Raw genomic sequence first — 22226 nt, 5'->3', positions numbered from 1 at the left:
AGTGAGGCATACGCATGGCTCAAGAGTGCCGCGCTGTGGCTGGATGCAGCCGATTTCTTCGGGCTTGCTGCATCATGTTCGTACATTTCGCCGACTTCACAGGCCTGTACCCCGCAGATGGGCATAGTAGCCCTTCGGTAGTATGAGCGCGTCCATCCAGCCACGGGGTTTCCCCGAACGCCAGGAGGTCACTGTGCCAAGTTGTGATGAAGGAATGAAGTTGACGCGTCGCCAGGTGATCGCCGGCGGCGTCACGACCGTGGCGATGTCCGCCGCACCGGGGGCCTCCTCGCTCGCCGCCGAACTGGCGGCGCCCCCGCCGCCCAGGCCGCCGGTCATCAGCACGGTGGCGTTGACCGTGAACGGCGAGCGGCGGGAGCTTGAACTCGACACCCGGACCACGCTGCTCGATGCCCTGCGCGAACATCTGAAGCTGACCGGAACGAAAAAGGGCTGCGACCACGGTCAATGCGGTGCCTGTACCGTGCTGGTCAACGGTGAGCGCATCAATGCCTGCCTCAGCCTGGCGGTGCAGCACCAGGGCGATGCCATCACCACCATCGAAGGCCTCGGAACTCCCGATGACCTGCATCCGATGCAGGCCGCTTTCATCAAGCATGATGGCTACCAGTGCGGGTATTGCACGCCGGGGCAGATCTGTTCGGCGGTGGCGGTCCTGGACGAGATCAAGCGGGGTGTGCCCAGCCATGTACAGGCGGACGTCAGCGCACGGCCCCAGGCCACCAACATGGAAATGCGCGAACGCATGAGCGGCAACCTCTGCCGCTGCGGCGCCTATTCCAATATTGCCGAGGCGATGGCAGAGGTCGCTGGCGTGACCTCTGCAGGGAGGCGCTCATGAGGGCCTTCAGTTACGAACGCGCGAAATCCCCGGCCGAGGCCGCCAGGGCCGTCGCCGGTACCGAGGGCGCGAAGTTCCTGGCCGGAGGGACCAACCTGCTCGACCTGATGAAGCTGGAGGTCGAGACGCCAGCGCACCTGGTCGATGTGCAGGACATCGGCCTGGACAGGATCGAACCCACCGACGAGGGTGGCCTGCGCATCGGCACGCTGGTCACCAATACCGCGCTGGCCTCGCATGAGCGCGTGCGCCGCGACTACGCGGTGCTGACCCGCGCGATCGTGGCAGGCGCCTCCGGGCAGTTGCGCAACAAAGCCACCACCGGCGGCAACCTGCTGCAGCGCACGCGCTGCCCGTATTTCTACGACCCCAATCTGCCCTGCAACAAGCGCCTGCCCGGATCCGGCTGCGGCGCACTCGAGGGGTTCTCCCGGCAGATGGGCGTGATCGGCACCTCGGACAGCTGCATCGCGACCTATCCGGGCGACATGGCGGTGGCCCTGCGGGTGCTGGACGCCTCGATCCAGACCGTCAGGGGGGACGGCAGTACGCGCAGCATCCCGATTGCCGATTTCCATCGTTCGCCCGGCGACAGGCCGCAGCAGGACAACGTGCTGCAGCGCGGTGAGCTGATCACCCACGTCACGCTGCCGGAACCTCTGGGCGGTCGGCACGTGTACCAGAAGGTGCGGGACCGCGCGTCCTATGCGTTCGCACTGGTGTCGGTCGCCGCGGTCGTGCAGCGAGATGGCTCGGCGCGGTTCGCCTTCGGTGGGGTCGCGCCGAAGCCGTGGCGCGTCGAGGCAGCCGAACCCCTGCTGCGCGACGGCGTGAAGGCCGCGGCCCGGCAGGTGTTCGCCGGTGCCCGTCCGACGCCGGAGAACGCGTTCAAGATCGCGCTCGCAGAGCGCACCCTCGCAGCGGTGCTGGTGGAAGGAGAGCGCTGATGCCCCTTGAATTCAACGCCCCCGCCGGCGACAACCTGTTCGACAAGGCCAAGGTCGTCGGCAAGTCGACGCCGCGCATCGACGGTCCACGCAAGACCACCGGCACCGCCCCCTATGCCTACGAGCGCCATGACGTGGCGCCGAACCAAGCCTACGGCTACATCGTCGGCGCGGGCATCGGCAAGGGGCGCATCATTTCGATGGATGCCTCCCGCGCGCGTGCCGCGCCCGGCGTACTGGCGGTCATCACCGCACCGGAAACCAAGCCGGTCGGCACATCGAACTGGAACAATGCGCCGCTGTTCGGCGGAGCCGAGGTGGCCCACTACCATCAGGCCATCGCCTGCGTGGTGGCAGAGACCTTCGAGCAGGCCCGCGCCGCCGCGGCATTGATCCGTACCCGCTACGAGCGCGGCAAGGGCCGCTTCGATTTTCCCGCCCTGGCACCGTCCGCGCCGCTGGCAAAGGGGCGCGGTGGCAAGCCCGACCGGCAGACGCTCGGCGATTTCGACACCGCTTACGCGAGCGCGGCGGTCAAGCTCGACGAGACTTACCACACCTCCGACGAAAGTCATTCGATGATGGAGCCGCACGCCACCATCGCCGCCTGGGAGGGTGACACGCTCACGTTGTGGACGGCGAATCAGATGATCGACTGGGCCAGGCAGGGCATGGCGGCGATCCTCGGCATCGATCCTGCCAAGGTGCGCGTGGACTCGCCCTATATCGGCGGCGGCTTCGGCGGCAAGCTGTTCATCCGTGCCGACGCGGTGCTGGCCGCGTTGGCGGCCAAGCAGGTCGGGCGACCGGTGAAGATCGCGCTGCAACGCCCGTTGATGCCCAACAACACCACGCACCGGCACGCCACTCTCCAGCGCGTGCGGATCGGCTGCGGAAAGGATGGCCGGATCTCCGCCATCGCCCATGAGAACTGGTCGGGCAACATCAACGGCGAGGACGGCGAAAACGGCACCCTGCAGACGCCCAAGCTCTATGCGGGCGCCAACCGCCTGGTGGCCAACTACATCGCCACGCTCGACATGCCCGAAGGTAATGCGATGCGCGCACCGGGCGAAGCGCCGGGCCACATGGCGCTGGAAGTGGCGATGGACGAGATGGCCGAGAAGCTGGGTCTCGATCCGATCGCATTCCGCATCCTCAACGAGCCCGAGGTGGTACCCGGCGATCCGTCCAAGAAGTTCTCCGACCGCAACCTGGTGCGCTGCCTGCGCGAAGGCGCGGAGCGCTTCAACTGGAACAAGCGCAACCCCAGGCCGGCGCAGGTCAGGGAAGGGCACTGGCTGGTCGGCATGGGCGTGTCTGCGGGCTATCGCGGCGCACCGACAATGAAGTCGGCGGCGCGGGTCCGGCTTGACGGCCAGGGCGGGGTGATTGTCGAGACCGACATGACCGACATCGGCACCGGCTCCTACACGATCATCGCGCAGACGGCAGCCGAGACCATGGGCGTGCCGCTGGACCGGGTCCAGGTGACCCTCGGCGACTCCCGTCATCCTGCCTCCGCCGGTTCCGGCGGCCAGTGGGGCGCGGCAAGCTCCACCGCGGGTGTGTACGCGGCGTGCGTCAGCCTGCGCCGCAAGGTGGGCGAGAAACTGGGCTTCGACGGCGACACCGCAGACTTCGCCAATGGCCGCATCCAGGCGGGTGGGCGGACCATCAAGCTGACGGAGGCGGGGACACTGTCGGCAGAGGACGGCATTGCCTTCGGCGACTTCAAGCAAGGCTACGACGTCGGCACCTATGCAGGGCATTTCTGCGAGGTTGCCGTGCATGCCTACACGGGAGAGACGCGCATCCGCCGCATGCTTGCCGTATGCGATGGCGGCCGGATCCTCAATCCGCTGTCTGCACGCAGCCAGGTCATCGGCGGGATGGTGATGGGTGCGGGCGCGACCCTCATGGAGGAGCTGGTGGTCGACAAACGGCTTGGCTTGTTCATCAACCACGACCTGGCCGGCTACGAGGTTCCCGTGCACGCCGACATCCCGTACCAGGAGGTGGTCTTCCTCGACACGCTGGATCCGGTGATCTCGCCGATGAAGGCCAAGGGTGTGGGTGAACTGGGCATCTGCGGGGTTGGCGCCGCGATCGCCAATGCGATCTACAACGCAACCGGCGTGCGCGTGCGCAACTATCCCATTACCTTGGACAAGCTGCTGCCCGGCTTGCCCGACGTGGGTTGACGTTGCGCATGGACCGACCCGTAGCCTCGACCACTCTGGAGGCCGCCGCCGCAGGCGGAGGGGAGCCCGGCGATCTTGCCGAGGACCTGTCCGCACCGCCGAGCTTCCTCACCGAAGGCAGCCCGCGCGGCGTGCTCGATACGGCCTTGACGCGCATGCGCGCGGGGGAGCACGCCGTGCTCGCGCTGGTGCTGGAAACCGATGGCTCCACTTACGCCGGTGCCGGCGACATGGTGCTGTTCTGCAACGGCGGCCAGGTTGGCTGGCTCAGCGGCGGGTGCCTGGAGCCCGAGCTCGCGCGACGCGCGGAGCAGGTGAGCGCGGCAGGGCGGGTCGACTGGATCGAGATCGACACCCGCAGTGACGACGACCTGTTGAGCGGGTCCGCGCTCGGCTGCCGCGGCCGGCTGCGGATTGCGCTCCTGCCATTGCGTGCCATGGCCGGCATCGACGACGTCATCGAGGCTTGGTTGCGCGAGGGTGTGTCACTCCAGCGCGACCTTCGCACGTCGGGGCAGGTCATTTTCCGTGCCGGCAATCACGAGCAGGCGTGGCAGCTGCATCCGATGGAGGGTACGCAGCCCTTTGGCGAGGGTGCTTGGCGTCTGCCGTTGCCCCGGCTTCCGCGGGCCCTGGTGTTGGGGGGCGGTCCCGAAACGCCCTTCCTGGTTCCGCTGCTGCGCGGCCTGGGGTGGCGGGTCAGCGTGGCCGAACGGCGAGCGCGCTGGGCCTCAGCCGGGCAGTGCGCGGATGCGCATCTTCAGACCAACCCTGCCGAAGCCCTTCATGGCGACCCGTGCGACGCGGCACTGGTGATGCATCACGATTTCGAACTGGACCGGGAGGCGCTGGTGGCCCTGGCTGATACCAAAGTTGCGTTCATTGGACTGCTGGGTCCGCGGCGAAGGCGCGAGGACCTGTTCAAGCTGCTGACACCGGATCAGCGCCACCGCCTTTCCCCGAGACTTCGATCACCGGTCGGCCTGGACATCGGCGGCCGAGGGCCAGAGGCGATTTCGCTCAGCATCGCCGCGCAGCTGCAGCAATGGCGAAGCGCGCACTGCAGGTGACTGACGCGCATGCGGTCGTCGTGCTTGCTGCCGGCGGGAGCACCCGACTTGGCCAGCCCAAGCAGCTTCTGACCCGGCAGGGCGAGACCCTGGTACATCGCGTGGTGCGGTTGGCGCGGGAGCTCGCGCCAGCGCAGGTCCTGGTCGTGGTGGGCGCGAACGCACAGGCCGTGACATCCAGCATTGCCGGGCTGGACGCCACTCCGGTAACCAACCACCACTGGGAACGCGGCCTGGCGAGCAGCCTGCAGGTTGCCGGCGCGCACCTGCTGCCCACGGTGACCGCGGTGATGGTCGTGGCATGCGACCAGCCCGCAATCGAGCGCTCCCATCTGCAGGCGCTGCTTTCCGGTGCCCGCGCCTCGGCATCAGGGTGCGCTGGCACCCGTCATGGAGACGCGCTTGGCATTCCTGCAGTAGTGCCGCGCGCATGGTTCAACTCTGCGGGTGCAACCGGTGACCGCGGCTTCGGAGCGCCTCTGCGGCAACTTCCTGTCGATACGGTGCATGTCCTGCAGGCACCGGAATTGGGCCTGGATATCGATACGCCAGAAGATCTTGCGCGTGCGCGGCATTTGGGCTGGATCGATGCTGGGGTTGAGTCGCACGATCACGGTGCCAACGCCCGTCGCGCAGGTGACTAGCGGTAGGGCCGGAGCCCGAACCCTCGCTGCCCGCAGCCCTGTAGAGTCGAGCCATCCTCGACTACGGCACGCCACATCGCGCCCCATCAGGCACATCACCAGCAAGAATCTGCAGCACCCGATCGAACAGAACAGGCTCCGGCACGTTAGCCAGTACCTGCTCCAGGTAATCCAACGGCTCCAACTGCCATTGGAGGAGCGCCTGCAACCGCACAACGGCGGGCGCCCGCTGCTTCGCGTCCAGTGAGGCCCACAACAGCAGATGTTGCGGGCGCCTCTCCAGCCACAGCACGGGTATGCCTCGGCAATGAACCTGGAACGCGGCATCTCGATGCCGCTCGACGAACTGGAAGCCCTGTCGTGGCCGAGAGTCCACGAACTGCATCGCCTGGCGGCGCAGCTGTGAGAATCGATCGTCGTTGATGTTTTGGAACGCGACAGGCGAGGGCACCGGCGGCGCTGGCCACAGCGCCTGTGCCGCAACCACCACCACAAGACAGAGCGCGTTGGCCGCCCAGCGGCACCACGCCACTCAACCCTCCGGATACAGTCGGGTACTGGCGTGTGCGGTAAGGCCGATTCCGGCCATGATCAGGCCCTCCATCACGCGCGGGCCGACGTATTGCTCCAGTTCGCCGTTCTCGCGGGCGCGCTGCGCGGCCAGCAGAATCTCCAGGACCACGCGAAGCCCGGCCAGCGAGCAGTCGGTGTCCGCCAAGGCGATGCGCCGGCCCGGCATCTGATGGCGTTCAGGCCACGGCTGGCCATCGGAGGCGGCGCCGGCGCCGATGCTGTGCAGCAGGGCGATGAGGGTGTTCGGGTCCAACGCGGGGCCGTTGGCGGGCGCGTCGTGGATCGGGTGCGGGGCAGGGGAGTGGGGCTGGGTCATGGCGGGGCTCCTTGCGTGCATGCAGAAGCCGCCACCGATAAAGGTGGCGGACGATGCGTGGTTCGAAACCCGGTGTTCGCTGAACCGGCAGGCACAAGGCCTCCACGCACCGCCCGCCATGGCCGGCCGACGGATTGCCAGCCGGCACCACACAGGGTGATGCCGGCTGGCAAGCGTTTACTTCAGCGAACTACCGGGGTTTCGAATCCCGGCCACCTGTTTTCGGTGGCGAGGAAAGGAATACGCCCGGCTGTGCGCGATGCCAATGCAGTAAGGCTGATGCCGTCACCACATTCAACATTTTCAGAATCGTTGCATGCGGCGCAATGAGGCGGGAGCCTTGTGCTGCAAGGCTGTCGTCGGTGTCAGTGGTGCAAGCCGGCAGAGTGTCGGCATCCGCCCGGCGAGGTCGTGAACGAGGCGGATACGACAGAATTGCCAAAGGCTGCCTGGCGTCAGTAACCCTTCAGCGCCGCCTTGGTTCGCTCCAGCCATGCGGCATTGTGGCTCCGTGCATGGCGCGACCAGTGCTGCGCATCGTCGACGATGCTGGCGAACAGGCTGCGGGCCTGCTCGCGATCGTCGGGTTGCGGCTGCGCCATCAGCCATTCGGCGTAGAGGCAGCGAGCGGCGGCATCGTGTCCGCATTCCACGGCCCGCTCGAACGCGGCACGGGTGCCGGGCGCTTGGGCAGCCGCCAGTGCCTGCGCGTAAAGCAGGGTCTGTTCCGGCTTGCGGCGCACATCCGGGTGGCGGGCGAACAGGCCGTCCAGCGTCTCCACCGCAAGCGCCGCGTGCCCGGACTCGAGCCGGGCACGGGCAAGGCCGGTCAGGATGTAAGGATCGTCGCCCAGCAGCGAGCTGGCTGCCTGTTCAAGCAGGGTTCTGGCTTCCTCGGCCTGGCCGGCATCCAGCAGCGTCATGCCCAGGCGAACCCTATTCTGCACGGTGGGCGTGCGCGCCAGTTCGGCACGGGCGCTGCGAAGGTCCTGACCCGGGTCCATGAGCTGCTTGGCGGAACGGACGACCTGCCGGGCGCCGCGCGAGTGACGGACTTCCGGAAAATAGATCGCCAGGAAGTAGACGACACTGCCGAGCAGCGGGAACGAGAAGAGCAGGATGAGCCAGTAGAGGCTCTGGCCCGAGCGGATGGCGTGCACCGCGAAGTAGATGGCGGCCAGTACGTGGAGTCCGATTCCGATATAGGGCATGTGGGGTGCCTCGTCCTTGTAAGGGGTGGAACTATAGTGGGGGAGGGGTGGGGCGCCAATGGGCGGGGTGATCGGGCGTGACGCGTCACGTTAATAGGATGGATTCTGCAGAGCGGAGCGCAGCATGCCACTATGTGGCGGGGCTGCATCGATGGAAGGGGATACATGGAACGTACGCAAAAGACGCTAACCATGGCTGATGTTGCTGGATGGGGTTCGGCGCTCGTCACGTTCGGGTTGATTCAAGGGGCCTTCTATCTGAAGGCGTATTGGGGGCACTTCGGCCTGGATCCCTTTCAGTTTGTTGCGGTGAGTGAGCTTGCGCTGGCAGGGCTTGCGGGGATCGGCATGGTGTTATTTCTCATGCTGCTGGCCTCGCTGTTTGGCGGCTGGGTGGAGATAAAGGTCACGAGCGGCAGCTCCAAAAGCAAGCTGTTCGCATGGCTGTTTCCAGTGCTTTTCCTCACTGCCCTAGGGATGCTGCTTTGGTGGTCGAACACGTGGCCTCTTCTGATAGGGGTACTTCTGACGGTCATCTGTGCGTTGATCGTGCATCTTTCGCCGGTGGTGCCCACCGCAGTGAAAGATTCCCCTTGGCTGATCTACGCCTTGGTGATGCTGGTCTACGTCTCGATAGCGTCAAGCATGCTTGGCTCCCAGCGTGCCGAGAAGATTTCCTCTGGCGGCGGCAAGCACGTGACGACTGTGACTGTTGATGGAAAGGTGCAGGGCGACCTTAGCCTGATTGGTCGTCTTGGTGACAGCTATGCACTGTGGGAACCGGCGCGGAAGGCTACAGTGCTTGTGCCTGTTGGCGATGTTGGGAGATTGGAGATTCTGCGAAAGGGTGTGATTCCTGTTCCGGCAGCCCAATAGGGTTGGATCTCGGCAAGCGCCAAGCTGAGAGTGGCTGTGCACTTCAGCACGGGGAGTAGCGATAAGGGATGTTTATCGAGGGTAGGTAAAGCCACCTAGGACTCAAAAGTGGCCGTGGTGACGGGGTGCAACCCTGATCGCTGGATCAGTTCCCCAAACGGTAGCCCAAATTTCGAAGTTCCACCCGGATCAATCCTGTCTGTTCGTCACGAGCCTAATCTCTGGGTTGAGTTCGATGTGGCTTGACGATAAGAAGGCAATCACAAGGAGGTTGATGCATGAATAGGTTCTTTAGCACCGAATCCACGGAGTCCGAATACCCGCAGACGGCATATGCGAGGGTCGATCAGTTCGAGCCCATCTACTTCGATGAGGCTGAAGAAGTGACGATCGCGTTTGATGCGATGGACGCAAGCTGGCGAGGGTTCAGGGAGGGTGGCCCGCTGGACCTCAATAGGGCAGAACAGGAAGTAAAGCGCTATTGGACGCAGTTGTTCGAAGGTGGAGGTGAGATCGCCGATAACCCCATAGTTTCCGGCTTAGACGAAGTGCCTCTCTATCGGATCGAGATAACCGTCCCCACCTCGCACGAGTATGTAAGCCTGCTGAGGGATGGCGCGCAGTGGGTTCAGATCGAGCTTGCTCCGCGAGGTGAGATAGAGGCCTTCGTATTCGCAGGCGCCTTTGCCAATCCGGTCCAAGCATGGATAGAAAGCCTGACCCAAAAAGGGGTCCCGGCTACCGCTCTGGACAGGGTATTCGACATGAGCTTGTGGCCGAAGGCCACAGAAGCTCAAATTTCCGCTGAACTCCCCAGAGGATGTCCGATTGAGCAGTTGCTGATGCTTGACATAGGACAGGGGTCGGCGAACGCGCTGACTTGCAAGTGCGGTCTTCCGCGTCTTTACTTTGATGTGGGTTGTGGCGTGTACGGGAACAAGAAAACGTGTCCGCCAGGCATTCAGTTCTGTACGTGTGATAAGCCTTTGGTGATCCTCTCGCATTGGGATGCAGACCATTGGACTGCGGCAACGCTGGATACGGACCTGCTGAAGTTGACGTGGATAGTTCCATGTCAGACCATCAGCCAAAGCCACGCCACATTCGCTGCATCGATTCTTGCCGCCGGAGGGAAGCTCCTGATTTTTCCTCCTTACGGGACCGTAACGTGGGGGGCGCCTCAGCTCGAGATCAGACAGTGCAAAGGCGCTCTGAACAACAAGAACGAATCCGGGCTAGTCCTTATCGTAACTAATAAGGAACTCGACAGAACTTGGTTACTAATGGGAGATGCGCCATACAACCTGATTCCAGGCGATCTTCCTGAGAACATCTCGGTGATAGTGGCGCCGCATCATGGCGCGAAGATGTCGCCAAAGAGTGTCCCGCCGGCAAGGCCTGCACACGACTACGCAAGGTTGCTGTACTCGTTCGGGCCAGGGAACACGCATGGCAAGACAAAAGTGCAACACCCTACGATCGAATCGGTCATCGTGCATCAGAGCGAAGGCTGGAAGCATGGTAGCTGGGTCTCCCCGATGCTGCCATCGGACCCGGGGAGTACAGTTGCCGGATTAGATGGTGACGTGCTTGCTACCGCTGTCCATTTGGTTGATCACATCGGCGGAGCGCGAGTGGGCTGGCTCGGCATGCCGAGCGCTCCGATTCACCTGCTTACGTGTGGAAAGACCATGTCGATTCCGCAAACCTGAGCGCAAACGTCTCGCTTAGGCTTGGGAGTGTGTGGCCGAATAGAGCTTGATAGTCAAAAGCGTCGATGGCTTTCACTCATAAAGGCCAGAGGGCCGCGGTTAGAGAAACGGAGGTGTTCGCTTCCGACCGGTGGCGGAAATCAGTGGGGCGGGGGATTAGGAAGATCTATCGGGGTTAAGCATTAAACCGATTTGCCGCTGCCGGAAGGCGTCGACCTACGCTTGCAACGCTGGAGCCAGCGCTTGCCATGTGCCTGATAGTGCGACAATCGGCGCCGCGCAGTGCGGATTCGCGGGATGGACGAGGATAGCCGGGGCACCTGGGCGCCGACGTATGCAAGAGCTCATTTCCGATTGCGTTAGGGTCGGACCATTTTCCGGGAAACACAGATTACGTGTGCCTTAGCCATCCGCTCGGCCGCCGCGACGGCGTACTCGTGCAGGCACGGATGCCTTAATGGCTTTTTCTGGGCGCGGCAGAAAGGCTTCACAGCTCAGGATGAGTTCGCGTCCGTACGCACGGGACGCATCCCATACCACATCTCGATTAACGGCCAATAGCATGTATGCCGCGTGCGCGATTGCTACGAGCAACACCATTATGATGCGACTTCCCTGACCCGTATCAAGCGTCCATCCAATGCGCCAAAGCAGAGCGATGCAGCAGAGCACAACGAGGGCATTTAAAAAAAGCGCGATTCTTTTGACGCCCAGCAGGTTGCGCCGAAATCCATAGGTAACATTCTCGCCAAATAGCAGCCGGAACCGTCGACTATCACGAGTATGCTGGCGCAGCCACACGCCGCATTGAGCGTAGAAATCATCGGCTATCTCAGGATATTCCTGCTCTTGCGCCGGAGTTGGAACATCAATGCCAAGCACATGTCCGAGAAAGACACGATAACGGTCCTTGGATCCACTACTGATGGTGAGGTCACTGCGTCTAAACAGGGTGACAGAGGGCAACCCCCCGCGCTCGTTGTGGAGTGCTCCTTCTATGGCTCGGCCACGCGCCCTGGCGGCATCAGCAATTGCATAGGTAAGGACTAAAAGACCAATTGAAGACACTACCTGTGAGAGCCCAAAGCTCTTCCACGAAATAAGCAGAGCCAACGCGGCAAACGCCGGCGCGGCAGCAATGATCGCAGGGAACAGTCGGGCTCTCAGTGCGTAGGTGTCGAAGGCGCTGAGGCCGTTCATGAAACAGGCTCGACTTCGGAAGAGAAGACTTCTGCAACCGCAGGGACGGTATTCGGGTGGCCTCCACCGTGTGAATGCGAGAGCCACTTTGTGCGCGTAGCATACACCTTGAACCCCCGGCGTATAAACGCATTGGTTACCTGTGCGCGCGGGTAGTCAGCCTTATTGGATCCCACAGAACAGTATGCAGTACCAATAACGGTTCCGGGCGGTTTCTTGGAGCCAAGCCATGAATCCAAAACGGCAGGAGTAACGTTATGTCGGCTGCCATGGTGCGGCACCTGAACAAACCTAGGTCTATCCAACCCAAGTTGAGCTGCATACGCTGCCGCTTCCTCTAGACCGATAGGTCCCACATCCGCGGTCAGAAGCACACCCTTCCCTTCGAGGCTTGCGTACTGAACGACGGAGCTCTCGTTGGAAGCTGAAGTTCGTGTGCTCTTAGCGAGCGTTTCAACATCCCAATTCTCCAAAAGCTTCTTTCCGCCTTCCAATAGTGCTCTTAGTAGGCCGAATTTACCATCTGCAGTTGCTTCGGCAGAGTATCTGTCTGGTGTCTTGCCGAAGTCAGGGATAGAGTCGATGTAGCGCTGCTTGCACGGCGCCAGTACGGTGAATTGACCGATCTTGTCACCTTGAAAAACATCGTGAATCTGCGTTCCTTGCTCCATCGCAAGCTGCTCCAACTCCACCAAGTAGGAGTGCCTAGATTTGATCTCATCGATCAAGCCTTGCAGAGTATAGTTGCCGTGGAAGTGGTGAAGTATCTCTGCCGCGTAAAGCCAGGGGCGGTTCATCCAGAGATGCTCGACGACCTTCTTTTCCATTACGCGAACCAAGCCGCATGCATGATCGTTGTCTGCATGCGTTACCACCATATGACTGATGTGATATCCGGGATAGAACGTGTCGATGTGGCGGATAATGGTGTCGCCTGTTTCTGTCCGGCCACCGTCGACAACGTGCAACCAGTAGCCGGTAGATGCATGCCCGTAACGAACAACGATCGCATCCCCAGAGCCTTCACCGACAGGAAGAAAGTCAATTTCGTAAACCATGGCCTACCTTGGCTATTGCGCTGGTTGCAATTTATCAGGTTTTCATGACTCATTCACGCCGTATGAATGTATGGGGATGAGGTGCCGCTGGCGCCACCGCGCTGGCGTGACGGATGGTTAGAGGGAGATCCGCCTCGTTCCCGCGGCTGATCAGACTCGGAACACCTCCTGCTGGGGTAGCGTCCGGTTTTACACTGGCATCATCTCGGCTTGCCGCAAAATCGGCAGTCAATCCTCTAGAGGATGGGCGGCTGGGTTGGCCGTGGCGCTACCGAATTGGAAGTAACCGACAACACTCGACACCGATCGGTGCTCGGTCAGCCGCATGATCGCTGGAAGCGCTACCCCTTGGCGACAGGCTTCGGTCACGAATCCCAGGCTATGACCGCCAAAATCTCCCTCCAGCCCCGCCAGTCGCGCCCGCCGTTGCACGATTTCGCCAACCGCAGCCGGGGAGAGAGCAGGGCCCACGCGCTGTTTCCACAGCCGCCGGAAGATCGCCCCCTCAGTGATTCCAGACGCCTCCAGCCAGACCTGGAGCGCCAACGCCGCCCGGTCAAGCACCGGCTTGTCCGGCGTCGAGGTAGCGGTGACGCCGGCCTGCTGGGTCTTGCTGTGCTCTAAGCGGTAGATGTAGCCCGCCTCGCCGATCCGACGCAGGTCGCGCAGGTCGGCTGCGGCGATCTCGCTGCGCCGGCGTCCACCGCTGGCAAACCCGAAGCAGAGCAGGGCATGGTCACGAATGCCTTCCAGGCTGTCGTCGCAGGTGGCCAACATGGTCTCCAGCTCGGCCAAGGTGATGGCGGTCCGAATCGCCGGCTGCTCGCAGGGATTGGCCACCTGCTTGAGCCGATGCGCCGTGGACAGGACGGCAACACGACGGCGCACGGTGGCCAAGGTCCACGGGCCGAGCTTGGCCTTGAGGCCAGCCGCTACCAAGGCCTGGTCGACGGCTGGTGGCAGCTCCCATGCCAGTTCGCCGTCGGTCGAGCGGCGCTGTACGTGATCCACTACGAACTGAAGAACGGTGGCTTCGGGTACGGGCAAGGTCAACTCGATGCCGTAGCGCGCCGCGTGCGCGGCAAACGCGGGAATTGTAGAAACATCTTTCATACTATCTGTCGCCACAGATCCTGATCGCTGCACCACCCGCAAAGGTAACTGTTCCATGATGAGCAACGCCCAGTTGAACCAAATCCCTAGCATCGAACTGCAGCTCTTCAAATGGATTTCACTGGTTGAGGCTGACGAGATCCCCGACTCTGTTGAGCTCAAGCGCGCAGGCACCCGGATCTGGATCAAGCACGCGCGACAGGTGCTGGCCGGACTGGGTGATGACGTCCCAGTGCTGACCCTGAGCAATATCCAGCTCAACCCGCGCCTCAAAGGCCGGGGTTGGCTGACCGAATTCGTAGAACTGTGCGATACCTTGATTCCGTGGCCAGCCCTGTTCGTGGAGCGCGTGCAGAATCCCAGGCTGCCCACCTTCCTCAGACGCAAAGGGTTTATTGAGCTGCAGCACGCCAACTTTTATCGTCCGTCCAAGGGCTGGCGAGCGCGTCACGGTTGGTCGCCTGACCATGCCTTGGCCGCACAGCAGCAGGCTGACCGAGCACACGTGCGCCCCCTATGGGAAAACCCCGACGCCACCGAATACTTCATCGCACGACAGAAGGAGAAAACCCGATGACACCCACCATTTCCCGACGCGCGCACGCAGCCGACATGACCATGCTCGTGCTCTTCATCGCGCTCTTTCCGGTCATGTCAGCGCTGCATGCCCGGATTTCCAACGAGCTCTATCACGTTCTGGCCGGCGTGCTGCTAGGCGGGATCGCCGCGCTCAGCCAAGCCTTGCTCCACGACGGCTTCGTGCGCTGGCGTCACGCCGGTGTGGCGGGCATTGAACGGTCCCGTTCACTGCGGGTGCTGCTGGTGGGGATGGTGTATCCCGTGCTCGGGCTGGTCAGTGGCGTGATTGCACTGGTTGGCACTGCACCCAACGTCGGCGTGCACTACGCGATCGCTTTTGCGGCGGGCGGAGCGCTAATGGGCTGGCGCGCGAAGGCGGCGCTTGCGCACAAACGAGCGCTGGATCTGTGACCGCGGGCGCCGACAATAGGACATGAATTGGAGCAGCTGAGGGGGGGAGACGAAGGCGCGTACTCGGTCGATCCATAATTTCGCATAATGTATAGACCGTGGACTTTTCAAAGCCCGTGACGGCCGCCTGAGCCTTGTGGGGCAGGGCAAAACCTACCGCAAGGCACAACGCCATTGCGGTGGCTGCAAGCTTCCGCCAAACGGCTTTCTCTTCGCGACTGATCGCGCGCGCTTCGCCAATAACGCCGAGCACGCGAGCCAATGGAACACCGGTCAAGCCCGCCAAAGTTGCGCAAACCACGGCGTCCGGATGAGAAACGCCCTTCCGATAGTTGCTGATCGCGGACGGCCGAACGCCGAGACGCGGCGCTAAGTCCTTGTCGTAGCTCACTCCGCACGCCTCTTTCGCTTGGTCCAGCAGCGAGTTGACGTCCATATGATCCAAGGCCCTTGATTTTTGGAATTCAAGGGTATTGAATCACGTCCGCGATTCAAGGACCTTGGATTGCACCCGCCACCGGCACCCCAAGGCCGCTGGCGGGTTCTCTTGGGGCTTGGGGCAGGGGAGCAGGGATGATCGATCCGTTCATTGCCTTCGTGCTGCTGGCGGCCATCGTTGCCGTATCCATTGGCAGCGCAAAACTCGTTTCGTGGTGCCTCGACCGGCGTGGAGAGTCCGCCCGTCGCAGCGCACACGGAGCGGCCTTCGTAGCCCAGGCACGCGCCGAACTGGCCGCAACCGGCTGGACCCCGAATCACGAAACGCTGTATCAGGCCGAAATCGCCGCCACCAAGCGTGGCGATCTGCTGGCCGCAGCCGCCTTTGCCGAAGAGCAGGAGCGCGCCGCATGAGCAGGTATCCCTCATTCGCCGAACTGGCGGAGTTCGATATGGGTCTTGCGGCGTGCGCCGCGCTCATCACCGCTTGGCTGGGAGCGGCGTTGCTCTCCATCGTGATCGAGCAGGCATGGCTGGCGCTTCGTCGGCTGTGGAAGCTCGGCAAGGACCGTTCCAATGGCCGGTGATCGCGCGGTGCTGGCCGGGTCGGGACTCCCCTCGTCTAACAGGGGAGTCAGTGAATTCAGGAACGCCGATGGAACCCTGACGGTCGGCATCGACTGGTTTTCCGCCTCGGTCGACATGTTCGCGGTCCTCAACGAACTCGCCTTCCGCGACGGCGACTCGTTTGAAGAGGTCCGCAACTGGATCGACTACAGCGCCGATAACGCCCGTGTCGTCGCGTTGCAGATGTTTTGCTGGTTCTTCGCTGGGTTGGGCTTTGAGCTGGATGAAGTGGCCGGGGGAGGGCGCTTCTACCTGTGGCGCGTCAAGATCATCAATGCCGAAAAGAAGTTCGTTGGCATGATCGAGCTGGGTGGCGACAACTGCCGTCGCGCTGATGGCACGTATACGGCTCGCATCGAGCTAACTGGCGAAGGGTGCAAATCGATAGCCGCAGCGCGCTGCGGCCATGCGCAGCGGTGGCTGGAGCTTCGAGCGAAGCTCGAAAGCTGCGGCGGAAGGATCACCCGTCTAGACGTATGTGCCGACGATCTAATGGGCAAGTACCCCTTGCGCCTGGCACAGAAGTGGTACGACGAAGGCGAGTTCGACAATCGTGGTCAGCGCCCGAAGGCGCAGCTGGTTGATGACTACGACAGCGGGGACGGCAAGACCCTGTACGTCGGCGGCAAGAAGTCGGAGAAGCAGCTTCGCGTCTATGAGAAGGGTCGGGAGCTGGGCGACAAGGCCTCACCGTGGGTGCGCTATGAAGCACAGTTCCGCGCGTCCAATCGCAAGGAATTGCCGCTCGATCTACTCCGCGACCCTGCCGCGTACCTGCTGGGGGCGTATCCCGTGCTGCGCTTCCTGCGCTGCATTTCTTCCCGCATTGACGTCACTAAAGCGGCGGCGGTTGCGACGTTCAAGAGCGCATGTCGCCACTTCAAGCGCCAATACGGCGGCTTCGTCAATTTCGTGTTCCGCACCTGCCCAGATGAAGAAGTGGCAGTGGCGGTCTTCAAATCCTGCACTTCGCCAAAGCTGCCGAAGTGGGCAACAGGAGACGTAGCAGCGAACTGGGCCACAAGCGTGGTCATACAACCAACCTGAAAGGGGTAACTACACATGAGCGTCAAGGTCACTGTCCTGAAGAACGAAATCGATGAGCGCGGCGGCAGCTTCAAGAACGATGCCGGTGACAACGTCGAGTACACCACCCGCAAGCAGAAGGCCAAGCTGGAAACCGGCGGCTTTGCCTATCCGTTCGATGTGCGCCTGGACAAGGGCCAGCCCGGCTACCCCGAAGGTGAATACGAGCTCGATATCGAGTCCATGTTGCAGGTCAACAAGGGCGTTGCCTCGCTGAGCAAGTTCACCGTGCTGCGTCCGCTGTCGAAGGCGCCCGTGCGCCCGGCTGCTCAGGCTTAAGCCATGGCCGTGTGCGTGTCTCTGACAGCTGAGGGGACGCTTGTACCCACCGGGGAGCCTGCATCGCAGTGTGGTGGGTATGTGCTTGTGTCGGCGGCAGAACACGCACAGGCCTCAATCCTCATCGATCTATTCCAGTGGCCCGAACCGGAAGTGGCCACTGGTTGGTTCTCGGGGGTGTTCACGCTGGTGCTCGCACTGAACGTGCTGGGCTACATCGTGGGCGCCGTCGTGAAGTCGGTCAGTACAGAGCGGGATTGACCACCCCATCTAACGCGCACAACGCGCACAACAAAGGAGCAGTGCAATGGACTTCGGTGACATTCTGACCGGCCTCGCAGCCGCCAGCGCAGTCAGCGCAATCATCAGCGCAGGTGCCATCAAGGCATCCCCGGGCTTCGCCCGCTGGGCGACCAACAAGGTCGCCACCTTCTTCCGCTGATCGCGGGAGAATTGTGACGGGGAGGGGCTGGGAAACCGGCCCCGATTCCTATGCAGACACAGCCCGATGACGTGAGCGCCGATGAGTGCCAGGACGATTGGTGCCCAGAGTGTGGTGGCGATGAAGTGATCGTGTTGGACGACGGCAATCTGTGGTGCACGGAGTGCCGTGCCGTCGTTGACTACTAGGGGCGGGTGATGGACTTCAGTGGGGTGTTCCTCGGGCTATCCATCGCACAGGTGGTGGCAGCAATTGTTGGTGCCGGCACGTTGATGGCGCTCCCTTGGTTCGGACGATGGTGTGTCGACAAGATCGCAGGCTTCTTTGAGGACCGCGAGGACCAGGACGCGGACGAACACGCTGACGATGAGGCGGGAGAGGTTGAAGAGGTCGTGTGCGCTGACACCGGCCATGACTATGACGGTGGCGAATGCATCTTCTGCGGCCAACCGGAAAAGGAGGATTGACGATGCTGGTGTGCATGGTATTCGCGTTTATCGGAGGCCTGACGGGGCATGCTGTCGCATTAGCGTTCAATGAGGCCGCGCAATGAGATGGCTGATTCTCATTTTCTCCATTGCGCTTTCTCATGCTGCCTGGGGACAGGCGTGCAGTCCAAGCTATCTACCCGACGTTGATCAGGGTTGTACTGACCAAGGGGTGGCATTTGCTGCTGCCGCCTCAGCCGCAGCAGTCGCAAAATCAAAGCTCGATAGGCCCAGTCAGACATATCAGTTCTGTCCGACTGCGGGAGGCCAGGGCTACGCCCAGTTCCTCATTGCCATCAACTCTTGCAACAGCGGCATCAACCGCGTCGTGATTTCACGCTACTACCCCAAGGACCTGACCTGCGCGAAGCGCCCGGAGGAGACTGGCTGGAAGGGTGGCGGTAGCACGGGCCTTGACAGCGTATGCAGCAATGGTTGTGCGTACAGCGGCTCGCTCTACGCACAGTCGCCAACAGGACGCCTCTTTACGCCTACCGGGGCCACGTGTACGACAGACGACCACCCGGCCCCAACCACGCCCGATCCGGGCGAGGGTGGTGGAGACGGTGGTGGAGACGGTGGTGGAGATGGTGGTGGAGATGGGGGTGGTGACGGCGGCGGTGACGGCGGCGGGGACGGCGGTGGAGATGGTGGCGGTGGCGGCGGCGGGGACGGTGGTGGAGATGGGGGCGGCGATGGGGACGGGGATGGGGACGGGGATTGCACCGATCCTGATGGCTGCGCTGGCCCCGGACCGGGTCCTGGAACAGGCGAAGGTGGTGACGGCGGTGCGCCGGGGCCGACAACAGGGCGCCTCTACAAGAAGTCAGGCAAGACGGTTCAGAAGGTAGTCGCGGAGTTCAAGGCGGCCATTGAGGGCGCTCCCATCCTATCGAAGGTGAAAGGCTTCTTCGGTAGCTGTACCGGCGGTGGCAGCTGCCCAACCGCGACGTGGGACGGTGGGCAGTACGCCGGAAAGTTCGACCTTGGCGCGCTGTGCTCCGGCCCCCTGTTACAACTTTTCCAGTACGCCGGGTTTGTGTTTCTTGCGGGCATGGGCATCGTCGCGCTGAGGTGGGCACTGCTATGAAACGCAATCATCTGATCGTGCTTGGCGCTGCGCTACTCGTGCTGGTGCTGTCTGCCTCTTGGGCATATGCCGATGGGGTAGGGCCGGTCACCGCCCTTACCACGTGGGCAAAGGAACAGATCACGTCGTTGTGGGCGGACTTCTCCGACTTCATGACGGATCTGCAGACCGACTTCATCGAGCTTGTGTTGTCGTTCGTCAAGGCCATCGTGTACCTGATTCCAGCGCCTGATTTCCTGTCACAGATCAGCTTCTGCGCAATGCTCAACGCTGCGGGACCGTGGACCGCCTTCATCGTCGCCCAGTTGCGCGTCGGTGAGGCTATCGCTGTGTTGACGGCTGCACTTGTATTCCGCCTTGTGCGGGTGTTCCTCACTCTCTTCCAGTGGACGTAACGAAATGATTTTCGGCCATGAAGGCTTGCCGCGCAGCGGAAAGAGCTACGAGGCGGTTCTGCATCACATCCTTCCTGCATTGCGCGCTAAGCGCCATGTCTACGTGCGCCTAAATGGGGTAGGGGGGAGCCTTGACAAGATCGCCGCGCACCTGGGCATGTCTGAAGAAGAGGTGCGCGAGCTGGTGCACGTGATGGGCGACAAGGAAGTGGTTGATTGGTGCGTATGCGACACCGACAACGATGGCGCCATTTCGTTTCCGCATATCGAGAAGCACGCACTGATCGTGATCGATGAGGCACACGAATACTGGCCGACCAACCGCGCCAACCTGCCCGAGCGCACTGCAAACTTCTTTGCCAAGCACGGCCATATCAGCTTGGACATGGTGATCATTTCGCAGGACTGCAAAGACCTGCACCGCCTGATCATCCGCCGCATGGCGAAGAAGAACACGTATACCAAGCTTGACGCGCTGGGGTCCGATCAGCGGTACTCGGTGCGGTTCTATGCGGCCACTGGCACCGGCAAATACGAAACGGTGGGCACAGAGGTCCGCAAGTACGATCCGGCCATCTGGGAGCTCTACCACGGCGTACAGCCGGGCATTGAGTCCAATGAGGTCTACAAGGGAAACACGCGCACTTTGTGGAAGACCCTGCGCGGCCCATCAATCGTAATGGGCCTCGCACTTGTCATTGGCGTGGTGATGTTCCTGCGGTTCTTCTTCTCAGACGGCTCAACGGGCGAGGAAAGCAAGCTCAAGGAGGTTGTCAAGACGCAGAAGGCCGCAATTCCCGCGATAGCGCACGCGCCGGGTGCTCAGCCGGCCACGGTGGTTACAAAGGTTGTCGAGACGCCCAAGACGAAGGAGAAGCTTCCTGCGGGCGTTCAGTACATTCTGGACATGGCGGCCAATGCCAGGGCGAGGCACGCCGGGTGGTACGGCCAGCGCGATATCGTGGAGTTTCGCGCGTCAGGCGGCGGGCAAGTACTCGACCGATTCACCACTGAGCAGCTGTGGGCGCTGGGCTGGTCTGTCAAGCGAACCGAATTCGGCGTGTTACTGAGCGCTAAGGGGCATGAGATTATCGCCACGACTTGGCCCGTGGACCCGTTTGGCGAGCAGTCCGATGCTACGACCGCGCGCATAAAGGCTGCGGCGGGGTCGCCTGTGACGAGCGCGAGCGAGACACAGCCGACCACCGCCGCGGCGAACGGGAGCACCCTAATTGCAGTTGGGAAGCGCCCCTTGGGCACGTTCCCAGAGACGCCTCCATACCCGGCGAGCTTCTGATTTTCGCAATGGGATACCATGCCCCCGAACCTTGGGGGCGAAATGGACATTCGATCAGGCCTAGTGCTGGCTCTACTGCTGCTGTGGGCACCTGCGCAGGCGCAACAACTACGCTCGGCGACCGGTCCACAGCCAGCGCCCAGGTACACGCCGCCAACACCGAAGGCGAGCAACCTTGGCGCTGAGCCGCTGAAATGCCAGCAACACCTTGATCCGCGCATCCGGCTCTATTGCGCGGAAATTGAGCGATCCCTGATACAGGGCGAGGCGCGTCGCCAAGGGTTACCAACGCCATCGAGCGAGATTGTTCGCATGCCAGCCTACGGGAGTGCCGAGGCAAAGCAGCTGGGCGCTGCCTGTATGGGGGGCACCGCAATGCGCCGCCTAAACAACGGCTGGGAACAGTTGCGAAACGCCAAGGGCGAATGGCTGCGCTGCCGCGAGCAATGAACCGGGGTGTAGGGGCAGCGCCCCTACGGCAACGCTTCACACGCGCTCGCGGCGCCTTGGCCCCGGCGCCGGTAGGTCTGCTGCAGGTGGCTCGGCGTCAGGACCAGCCATCACCACCGCCGAACGCTGTTTGCGCTGGCTCACAACGTCCCGCAGATTGACGACAGTGGCAGGATGATGGCGAATGCCGGCAACGCGATTGCGCACATTTCTGGAACTGTCGATCGACGGCGCCGAGCGGGCAGCTTCCATCATCCGGCGCCATTCCTGCGCCTGACAGGCGGTGAGCGACAGCCACGCCAGATCCTCGGGCAACAACTCGCGGCCTTCGGGCGTGATCAGACGATCACCGATGAAAGAAAAACCGGCCCAAGGGCCGGTCAGGTCGATACGGTGGTGCGGGTCGAACTCAATCATGCCGCGATCTCATCCTTGGCCGGGGACTGAGGACGCAGGCAAGAGCCGAGCCAGAGGCCCAGCCATTGCCACGCCGAGGACACGAACGCAGCCACAGCCCGATACAGCATTTCGCATAATGTATATTATGTTAAAAGCATCCCCGAGGACGCTGGCGTACCGCTCGCCTCAATCACCGGCCTTGCTATGCCAAGCCAAGAGAAGCCAGCCTCCCCAGCGTGCCCCTCGCGGCCTGGCAGCTACGGCTTCCTCCATCGTCCGATCAGAGTCTTGTGCATGACCCAGGCGATCCAGCCGCAGACCAAGCCGACCCCCGCGACAATGATCTCTTCCTCTTCAAAGGCGGCTCCATTCAGTCCTTGATAGGCAACGAAAGCCAACGCTCTCAATGACAGCAAGGCAAACAAAGCTGTAGGTGCCCAAAGCAGGACCTTCATCGTT

At 62.3% G+C, this 22226-nt stretch carries 26 protein-coding genes and 1 pseudogene; 18 read left to right on the top strand and 9 right to left on the bottom strand.

The features are described 5' to 3' along the window. Positions 1–214: 214 nt before the first annotated feature. From paoA to AC5P6E_RS05445, 5 genes are read left to right on the top strand one after another with little or no spacing between them, the layout of a single operon-like run. Positions 215–862 (top strand): aldehyde dehydrogenase iron-sulfur subunit PaoA, encoded by a 648-nt coding sequence (gene paoA, locus AC5P6E_RS05465; protein ID WP_019336581.1) that lies wholly within the window; start codon positions 215–217, stop codon positions 860–862. Next, positions 859–1809: an FAD binding domain-containing protein gene (locus AC5P6E_RS05460; protein WP_019336582.1), complete on the top strand. Its 951-nt coding sequence runs from the start codon at positions 859–861 to the stop codon at positions 1807–1809. The genes paoA and AC5P6E_RS05460 overlap by 4 nt, the downstream gene beginning before the upstream one ends. Beyond that, positions 1809–4013, top strand: a complete 2205-nt coding sequence (gene paoC / locus AC5P6E_RS05455; protein WP_019336583.1) for an aldehyde oxidoreductase molybdenum-binding subunit PaoC — start codon at positions 1809–1811, stop codon at positions 4011–4013. Before AC5P6E_RS05460 ends, paoC begins: the two co-directional genes overlap by 1 nt. An 8-nt stretch (positions 4014–4021) precedes the next feature. Beyond that, entirely contained in the window at positions 4022–5083 is a 1062-nt protein-coding gene (locus AC5P6E_RS05450; RefSeq protein WP_019336584.1) for an XdhC family protein, read from the top strand. Beyond that, positions 5059–5727, top strand: coding sequence for a nucleotidyltransferase family protein (locus AC5P6E_RS05445; protein WP_019336585.1), 669 nt, complete (start codon positions 5059–5061; stop codon positions 5725–5727). The genes AC5P6E_RS05450 and AC5P6E_RS05445 overlap by 25 nt, the downstream gene beginning before the upstream one ends. A 61-nt stretch (positions 5728–5788) precedes the next feature. Here the strand turns inward: AC5P6E_RS05445 and AC5P6E_RS05440 are convergent, their stop codons facing one another. The 3 genes from AC5P6E_RS05440 to AC5P6E_RS05430 all read right to left on the bottom strand — a co-directional run bounded on the left by AC5P6E_RS05440 (position 5789) and on the right by AC5P6E_RS05430 (position 7827). After that, on the bottom strand, positions 5789–6259 hold the full coding sequence (locus AC5P6E_RS05440; protein ID WP_019336586.1) for a hypothetical protein: 471 nt from the start codon (positions 6257–6259) through the stop codon (positions 5789–5791). Further along, positions 6260–6616, bottom strand: a complete 357-nt coding sequence (locus AC5P6E_RS05435) for a hypothetical protein (RefSeq protein WP_019336587.1) — start codon at positions 6614–6616, stop codon at positions 6260–6262. A gap of 455 nt (positions 6617–7071) precedes the next feature. Then, the gene (locus AC5P6E_RS05430) at positions 7072–7827 is read right to left on the bottom strand and encodes a tetratricopeptide repeat protein (RefSeq protein ID WP_495230757.1); all 756 of its coding nucleotides are present in this window, start codon (positions 7825–7827) and stop codon (positions 7072–7074) included. Between the two features lie 165 nt (positions 7828–7992). On the opposite strand from AC5P6E_RS05430, the gene AC5P6E_RS05425 reads away from it, so the two are divergent. Together AC5P6E_RS05425 and AC5P6E_RS05420 are read left to right on the top strand one after the other, a co-directional pair. Next, the gene (locus tag AC5P6E_RS05425; RefSeq protein WP_495230756.1) at positions 7993–8703 is read left to right on the top strand and encodes a hypothetical protein; all 711 of its coding nucleotides are present in this window, start codon (positions 7993–7995) and stop codon (positions 8701–8703) included. A gap of 278 nt (positions 8704–8981) precedes the next feature. Next, positions 8982–10415, top strand: coding sequence for a ComEC/Rec2 family competence protein (locus tag AC5P6E_RS05420; RefSeq protein WP_253134755.1), 1434 nt, complete (start codon positions 8982–8984; stop codon positions 10413–10415). A gap of 402 nt (positions 10416–10817) precedes the next feature. Here AC5P6E_RS05420 and AC5P6E_RS05415 read toward each other — a convergent pair whose 3' ends face one another. The 3 genes from AC5P6E_RS05415 to AC5P6E_RS05405 all read right to left on the bottom strand — a co-directional run bounded on the left by AC5P6E_RS05415 (position 10818) and on the right by AC5P6E_RS05405 (position 13786). Continuing rightward, positions 10818–11615 (bottom strand): hypothetical protein, encoded by a 798-nt coding sequence (locus tag AC5P6E_RS05415; protein WP_224329347.1) that lies wholly within the window; start codon positions 11613–11615, stop codon positions 10818–10820. Next, on the bottom strand, positions 11612–12673 hold the full coding sequence (locus tag AC5P6E_RS05410; protein WP_495230755.1) for a ComEC/Rec2 family competence protein: 1062 nt from the start codon (positions 12671–12673) through the stop codon (positions 11612–11614). The genes AC5P6E_RS05415 and AC5P6E_RS05410 overlap by 4 nt, the downstream gene beginning before the upstream one ends. A 228-nt stretch (positions 12674–12901) precedes the next feature. After that, positions 12902–13786, bottom strand: a complete 885-nt coding sequence (locus tag AC5P6E_RS05405) for a site-specific integrase (protein ID WP_495230754.1) — start codon at positions 13784–13786, stop codon at positions 12902–12904. A gap of 58 nt (positions 13787–13844) precedes the next feature. Between AC5P6E_RS05405 and AC5P6E_RS05400 the strand changes: the two genes are divergently transcribed. Continuing rightward, the gene (locus AC5P6E_RS05400; protein ID WP_495230753.1) at positions 13845–14363 is read left to right on the top strand and encodes a hypothetical protein; all 519 of its coding nucleotides are present in this window, start codon (positions 13845–13847) and stop codon (positions 14361–14363) included. Further along, a complete protein-coding gene (locus AC5P6E_RS05395; RefSeq protein ID WP_495230752.1) occupies positions 14360–14776 on the top strand; it encodes a hypothetical protein in 417 nt (138 codons plus the stop codon). The genes AC5P6E_RS05400 and AC5P6E_RS05395 overlap by 4 nt, the downstream gene beginning before the upstream one ends. 94 nt (positions 14777–14870) lie before the next feature. Here the strand turns inward: AC5P6E_RS05395 and AC5P6E_RS05390 are convergent. After that, a pseudogene (locus tag AC5P6E_RS05390) lies at positions 14871–15212 on the bottom strand (DUF3693 domain-containing protein); the annotation flags it as partial. 137 nt (positions 15213–15349) lie between these two features. On the opposite strand from AC5P6E_RS05390, the gene AC5P6E_RS05385 reads away from it, so the two are divergent. The 9 genes from AC5P6E_RS05385 to AC5P6E_RS05345 all read left to right on the top strand — a co-directional run bounded on the left by AC5P6E_RS05385 (position 15350) and on the right by AC5P6E_RS05345 (position 20918). Further along, on the top strand, positions 15350–15628 hold the full coding sequence (locus AC5P6E_RS05385; RefSeq protein WP_495230751.1) for a hypothetical protein: 279 nt from the start codon (positions 15350–15352) through the stop codon (positions 15626–15628). Next, positions 15625–15801, top strand: a complete 177-nt coding sequence (locus AC5P6E_RS05380; protein ID WP_495230750.1) for a hypothetical protein — start codon at positions 15625–15627, stop codon at positions 15799–15801. The genes AC5P6E_RS05385 and AC5P6E_RS05380 overlap by 4 nt, the downstream gene beginning before the upstream one ends. After that, positions 15791–16888: a replication initiation factor domain-containing protein gene (locus AC5P6E_RS05375; protein ID WP_495230749.1), complete on the top strand. Its 1098-nt coding sequence runs from the start codon at positions 15791–15793 to the stop codon at positions 16886–16888. Before AC5P6E_RS05380 ends, AC5P6E_RS05375 begins: the two co-directional genes overlap by 11 nt. 15 nt (positions 16889–16903) lie before the next feature. After that, the gene (locus AC5P6E_RS05370; RefSeq protein ID WP_495230748.1) at positions 16904–17206 is read left to right on the top strand and encodes a single-stranded DNA-binding protein; all 303 of its coding nucleotides are present in this window, start codon (positions 16904–16906) and stop codon (positions 17204–17206) included. A gap of 307 nt (positions 17207–17513) precedes the next feature. Then, positions 17514–17648, top strand: a complete 135-nt coding sequence (locus AC5P6E_RS05365; protein ID WP_049396927.1) for a hypothetical protein — start codon at positions 17514–17516, stop codon at positions 17646–17648. A gap of 197 nt (positions 17649–17845) precedes the next feature. Continuing rightward, on the top strand, positions 17846–18115 hold the full coding sequence (locus AC5P6E_RS05360) for a hypothetical protein (protein WP_495230747.1): 270 nt from the start codon (positions 17846–17848) through the stop codon (positions 18113–18115). Between the two features lie 578 nt (positions 18116–18693). Next, positions 18694–18987 carry a hypothetical protein gene (locus AC5P6E_RS05355; RefSeq protein WP_495230746.1) on the top strand — a complete coding sequence of 98 codons (294 nt, stop codon included), beginning with the start codon at positions 18694–18696 and terminating at the stop codon, positions 18985–18987. Positions 18988–19222: 235 nt separating this feature from the next. Further along, on the top strand, positions 19223–19621 hold the full coding sequence (locus AC5P6E_RS05350) for a hypothetical protein (protein ID WP_301655370.1): 399 nt from the start codon (positions 19223–19225) through the stop codon (positions 19619–19621). A 4-nt stretch (positions 19622–19625) separates the two neighbouring features. Continuing rightward, positions 19626–20918 (top strand): zonular occludens toxin domain-containing protein, encoded by a 1293-nt coding sequence (locus tag AC5P6E_RS05345; protein ID WP_495230745.1) that lies wholly within the window; start codon positions 19626–19628, stop codon positions 20916–20918. Between the two features lie 486 nt (positions 20919–21404). Here AC5P6E_RS05345 and AC5P6E_RS05340 read toward each other — a convergent pair whose 3' ends face one another. Further along, positions 21405–21785, bottom strand: a complete 381-nt coding sequence (locus AC5P6E_RS05340) for a DUF3653 domain-containing protein (RefSeq protein ID WP_495230744.1) — start codon at positions 21783–21785, stop codon at positions 21405–21407. Between the two features lie 239 nt (positions 21786–22024). Further along, positions 22025–22222: a hypothetical protein gene (locus AC5P6E_RS05335; RefSeq protein ID WP_495230743.1), complete on the bottom strand. Its 198-nt coding sequence runs from the start codon at positions 22220–22222 to the stop codon at positions 22025–22027. Between the last annotated feature and the right edge of the window lie 4 nt (positions 22223–22226).

Source organism: Stenotrophomonas sp. YJH_SMC_16 (genome assembly GCF_059367875.1).
This window is presented reverse-complemented; position numbering and strand designations above follow the sequence as displayed.